Annotated in this window: 3 protein-coding genes and 2 pseudogenes; 3 read left to right on the forward strand and 2 right to left on the reverse strand. The window is 58.9% G+C overall.

The features are described from left to right. Nucleotides 1–504: 504 nt before the first annotated feature. Nucleotides 505–662 (forward strand): annotated as a pseudogene (locus ACZYOF_RS41965) (beta-ACP synthase); the annotation flags it as partial. A 372-nt stretch (nucleotides 663–1034) separates the two neighbouring features. Then, nucleotides 1035–2357 (forward strand): C4-dicarboxylate transporter DctA, encoded by a 1323-nt coding sequence (gene dctA / locus ACZYOF_RS41970; RefSeq protein WP_130583735.1) that lies wholly within the window; start codon nucleotides 1035–1037, stop codon nucleotides 2355–2357. A 1126-nt stretch (nucleotides 2358–3483) separates the two neighbouring features. Here the strand turns inward: dctA and ACZYOF_RS41975 are convergent. Continuing rightward, nucleotides 3484–3675, reverse strand: coding sequence for a hypothetical protein (locus tag ACZYOF_RS41975; protein WP_028169064.1), 192 nt, complete (start codon nucleotides 3673–3675; stop codon nucleotides 3484–3486). A 19-nt stretch (nucleotides 3676–3694) separates the two neighbouring features. Continuing rightward, nucleotides 3695–3928, reverse strand: coding sequence for a hypothetical protein (locus ACZYOF_RS41980; RefSeq protein ID WP_245287682.1), 234 nt, complete (start codon nucleotides 3926–3928; stop codon nucleotides 3695–3697). A 793-nt stretch (nucleotides 3929–4721) separates the two neighbouring features. On the opposite strand from ACZYOF_RS41980, the pseudogene ACZYOF_RS41985 reads away from it, so the two are divergent. Next, nucleotides 4722–5124 (forward strand): annotated as a pseudogene (locus ACZYOF_RS41985) (transposase); the annotation flags it as partial. Nucleotides 5125–5243: the final 119 nt, after the last annotated feature.

Genomic DNA, 5243 nt, shown 5'->3' on the forward strand with positions numbered 1-5243 from the left:
GCTGTGCGAAACTACGACGCGAGGCTCGATAACGCCCGAGGGCAGCTTGCATCAAGGTCTTAGGCGCATGTCTCCAAACGTCGATAATGTGGATGCGTACCATCCAAAAAATCAATTTTACCAATGTTACGGAACGTTGCATTGACAGCACCTGACGCCCGACGAATCACGTCGCTGCTTCTGTCGCGCGACGCGTCGCGACGTGGCTCGGCTGGGGGATGGCGCCGCGTTCGCGTCGAAGCGCGTCATGGAAGCAGCAGCATGGCAGTTCAACTCGCGAAGGAAATTGTCGCACGATGAAGGAAAACCGTCGGCGGCGGCGAGACAACGACCGCCAGGCAACTGACCTGGTGTGGCATCCAGTCGCTGGAGTTGAGGGACATCATCTGCGACCTGGAGCAGTCCGACGCGATCGAGATTGAGATGAACACGGATGACGCCTGATCGAATCTCAAGAATGTCGGCGACGCGACTGTCCGCGGCGTGGTCGCTGAGAAGGCCTGAATGGGGAGGCGCGTCGTCATTACCGGAATGGGCGGGTTGGGGACCGACGGCGCCTCCATCTATAAGGAGATACGCGAAGGCCGCTCCGCCATTGGCCCGATCGCAACTCCGAGCTCAGGATAGGGGCCAAGCTCAAAACCCTTCCCGAGCATGACATTGCCGCAAGCGGCTGGTCGATCTCGAGGTCGCGCCCACTCTGCCGCGCGAGCGCAAGGTGCGCGTCGCGCCGAGCAATGCCTTTGCCCTCGGCGGCACGAACGTGGTTCTGGGATTCAGCCAAGTGTCGTCAGGAGACAGTCGGTCCACAGTCTCGTCGGTTGAACGGCCGCATGGCTTTGGCGCTTGGCGCGCGACTTGCTTAAGAAAACACAGGTAACTGCCGACCTACCCTCGGAATTCACGCTGCGATCTGTCGGATTTCCGACATCGCCGTCTTCAATGGGACACGGCTGGCATAAAAGCTCGTCTGATGCCGTCACCGCTCAACGCGCGGCGGCTCGGTGTTCGAGTTCGTATAGGGAAGGAGCGTCATGACCACCATCGCAACTGCGGCGCCCGCGCGGCCGTCGCAAACTTGGTACAAAATTCTCTACGTTCAGGTGCTGATCGCGATCTTGATTGGCGTCGTCGTCGGTTGGCTGTGGCCATCGCTCGCAACCAACGACTGGATCAAGGCGCTCGGTGATGGATTCATCAAGCTGATCAAGATGGTCATCGCGCCGATTATCTTCTGCACCGTGGTCTCGGGCATCGCGCACATCCAGGATGCGAAAAAGGTCGGCCGGGTCGGCCTCAAGGCGCTGGTCTATTTCGAGATCGTCTCCACTTTTGCCTTGTTGCTCGGCCTGGTGATGGGCAATCTTTTCCAGATTGGCCACGGCCTTGCGGCCAAGCCCGATGCCGCAGCCGTCGCCAATTACGTGAAGCAGGCGGAAGCCTCGAAAAGCGTCGATTTCATCCTCAATATCATTCCCGACAGCGTGGTCGGCGCGCTGGCGCGCGGCGATATCCTGCAGGTACTCTTGTTTGCCATCCTGTTCGGCTTCTCGCTGATGGCGCTGGGTGAGCGCGGCGAGAAGTTGCGCGGCATGATCGACGACACGGCGCACGCCGTGTTCGGCGTCATTGCCATTGTCATGAAGGCAGCGCCGATTGGCGCGTTCGGCGCCATGGCTTTCACGATCGGTAAGTTCGGACCCTCGGCGCTCGGGAATCTGATCGGGCTCATCGCGCTGTTCTATGCCACGGCCGCGCTATTCGTGGTAGTCGTGCTTGGTCTGATCGCGCGTTTCGTTGGCTTTTCGATCTTCAAGTTTATCGCCTATGTCAAAGACGAGCTCTTGCTCGTGCTCGGCACCTCGTCCTCGGAAAGCGCGCTGCCGCAGTTGATGAAGAAGCTCGAGCGGCTAGGCTGCTCCAAGCCCGTGGTCGGGCTCGTGGTGCCGACCGGCTACTCCTTCAACCTCGATGGCACCAACATCTACATGACCTTGGGAACGCTGTTTATCGCGCAGGCGCTCGGGGTCGATCTCACCTTCGGCCAGCAGCTCACGATCCTGATCGTGGCGATGCTGACGTCGAAAGGCGCAAGCGGTATCACCGGGGCCGGCTTCATCACGCTCGCGGCGACGCTATCAGCGGTTAATCCGGCGCTGGTGCCGGGCATGGCAATCGTGTTCTCGATCGATAAATTCATGAGCGAGGTGCGTGCACTTACCAATATCATGGGCAACGGTATTGCCGCGGTGTTCGTGTCCTGGTGGGAAGGCGAACTCGACGAGGCCACGCTTCATGCGCGGCTCAACCAGGAAATTGGTGCGGCCGACGGCGAGACCACAAACACGACGGGGTAGGGGCTGCATTTCTGTTCGTCATTCCAGGACGCGTTGACGCAGGTGTACGCGAACTCGCGAGTCTTGCTTGTCCAAGTCGGCAGCAGCCGACTTGGATTACGAAGGCGGAATCTCTCGCCGCGACCTCTGGATTGCCGGTTCGCTCGCTTTCGTGAGCGCGCCGGAATAACGTCCTAAAGAGGCTGCTCCGTGAGACGAGGGGACGAAACCCTCGGTTTCGCCGGGCGGTTTCTCATGAGCGCCGAGTCTGAACAACTGCTTGAAAGTGATAGTCCTCTATCCAATCGCATGACGGCGAAGCGTTAGCGAAGTGCAATGCCCCATCGCAAGCGGGTCTGAAGGTTAGCTTGAATCGAATTTGGATTCCCAAATCAGGAGACTTCGGATTTACCATGCTGGCTGGGCCTGGAGGCCAGCACGGATCGGCAAGCCTTACTCTGAGGATCTTCGGAAGCGGGGCGTTGCAGGGTTGTTTCCGGTGGATTGTCCTGCAACGAGGCGGCTAAACATTCGGTGTTGCGGTCAGCACGGCCGTTGGATGGGCGCGACGGCATTGCGAGACCGGCAGCGTGGTGCCCGGCAGGGATGCGCGGCAACAGGTCGAAGGCCATTTCCGGCAAACACCGCGTCCGGGTTTTAGGGCGAATCAAGGGGACTTCACCCTGCGCGGCTTGGTCGCCGAGCTCACTGATCGCGGACCTAAGGCTGATTACCGTTCAATATGGGAGTTCTCCACGCCGAGAAGCTCAGCTTGAAAAAACTGTGGCTGGCGAACGCGAGATCTGGGCCAGGACCGATATGGGGCCTTGCGGGGGTGCGCCGCGTGGCCAGAGGATTCACAGCAAGAGTCCCAACGGCCGCTGGACGACCATAACCTTCCTGGCCGCGTTGCGCCATGACCGGATTGAGGCGCCATGGTTTCTCGAGGGCCGAACGATGGCGAGAGTTTCCGCCTCTACGTCGAGAGAGTCCTCCTTCCGACGCTTTGTCCCGGCGACATCCTAACCATGGACGATCTCGGCAGCCACAGACGCAAAATCGTGCGTCAGCTTACCCGCCTCGTGAATTTCGCATAAGTGCCGCTCTCGTGAACCCAGAGCCGATTCTTGGCATCGTGCGACCGTCTTTACAGCTCCGTCTTCGTGCCACAGACTTTTACAGATATAGCGCGCTCGAGCTCGGACGCCAAACCACTCAAGTGATCCGCAAGCTTTGCGAACAGCTCTCGCTTTTCCTGGTCAGTTGCCAGATCGCTGATCAATTTGCACTCGGCTGCATCGGTGCGGAGCTCTTTCAGTTGCTTCTGGAGGTCTTTCATCGGTATGCCCGTGGAGCGGCTATTCAGACCAATTAATCGGAGTGTACTTCAGCTCTCGCCGCTCCATTTCCGAACGAAGCAATTCAGCATAGCTGCGCAGATTGTTACCAACAAAGCGGCAACGTCCGCCGTCCGCGCGACCAGCCAACACTTGCCGCCGCACACTTTCCCAAAGAAACAATAAGCTCTCATCTTTCGAGTTTGAAAACCTCATCCGGACACCCCAATCCTTGCGCGCAAATGCTACCGCCATCTCAACGGCCTGAAGTGTTCGTTTCGGACACTCCCGCGCAGAAACCAAGTACCCGTTGCACATTTGCCACATGAGCCTTTCGGTCACCGCCCTACGCCTATCAGGCGGTTGGAGCAGAGCAGCTGGGTCTTACAGCTTCTGTCTTTGACGGTTCCACATGCTGCCAGCTAGTCGCTGTGGCTCGGACTCATCACTTGGCTGCGAACGCATTTCGCGCTCAGGAAAAAAATTGACTGTGTAAGCGGTCGCGCAGTTCAAAAGGAAGTGAGCGATGGAGGTGGCGTATGTATTCGGCTCTTGTCGGGACTCTTATTCTTTTGAGCATTGGCATCCTATTGGCCCACGCGCCGGACGCTTTTCGCTCGGGTCGTGATAGCAATTCCCGACACTAACTATACTCTCATGCAAACAGCGCCGCGCCCGCCTCAGTGCTGACGACGGATCGCGCCCGGGTAAGCGATCGAGTGCTTCTCTTAGAGCGCCGTCGTGCGTGCAGAGGCCCTCTCCCGTGAGCATAACCATATCAGCGGCCTCGCCCTTGGCCGCTCGGGAGATCCGGCCATCGGCGACTTCGGCGATCCCAAGGTGATCCGGAAATACTGCGAACTGATCGCGGATCCGATCCGCACGCGGGGATCGTATCCTTCTCGCAAGTCGGCGCGAGGCTCAGATCAGACCCGATCAGGAGGTCGCTTATATAGGTGCCGTCTAGCTCTAACAGCCTGTTGAAGAAGTCGGTAGCGAAGCGTTTCGTATCGTGATTCTCTAGGACCAGGATTTAACTGGGGGCGCGATGCGGGGGAGTGACGAACAGTCCGGCTCGCTTTTTAGTTATGTGGACCTGGAGGCTCGGGTTCGGGTCGATCACCCGCTACGGGTGATCCGAGACTTGGCGAATGCGGCGCTGGGCGACCTTTCTGGGGAGTTCGGCAAGCTCTATACGAACGTCGGTCGCCCCTCGATCGCACCGGAGAAGTTGCTTCGGGCGATGCTCCTCCAGGCATTTTATGGGGTTCGCTCGGAACGGCATCTGATGGAATGGATGGAGTTCGATCTTCTGTTCCGCTGGTTCGTTGGGCTCGGGGTGGATGATGCGGTTTTGGGACCATTCGACCTTCTCGAAGAACCGCGACCGGCTGCTCGAAGGCGAGATTGCGGCCAAGTTCCTGAACGCGCTTTTGGCGCAACCAAAGGTGCCGTCGCGAACTTGGTTGGAATTTGTCCGTCGCGAGTCTCCGGTGAACGGATGATATCTGCTCAGGCGGCAAGATCAACCGGCTGAGCAATGGGCTTGCTGGCGAGGGTCTGCCAGCCG

This window comes from Bradyrhizobium sp. LeoA1Lang (assembly GCF_055413685.1).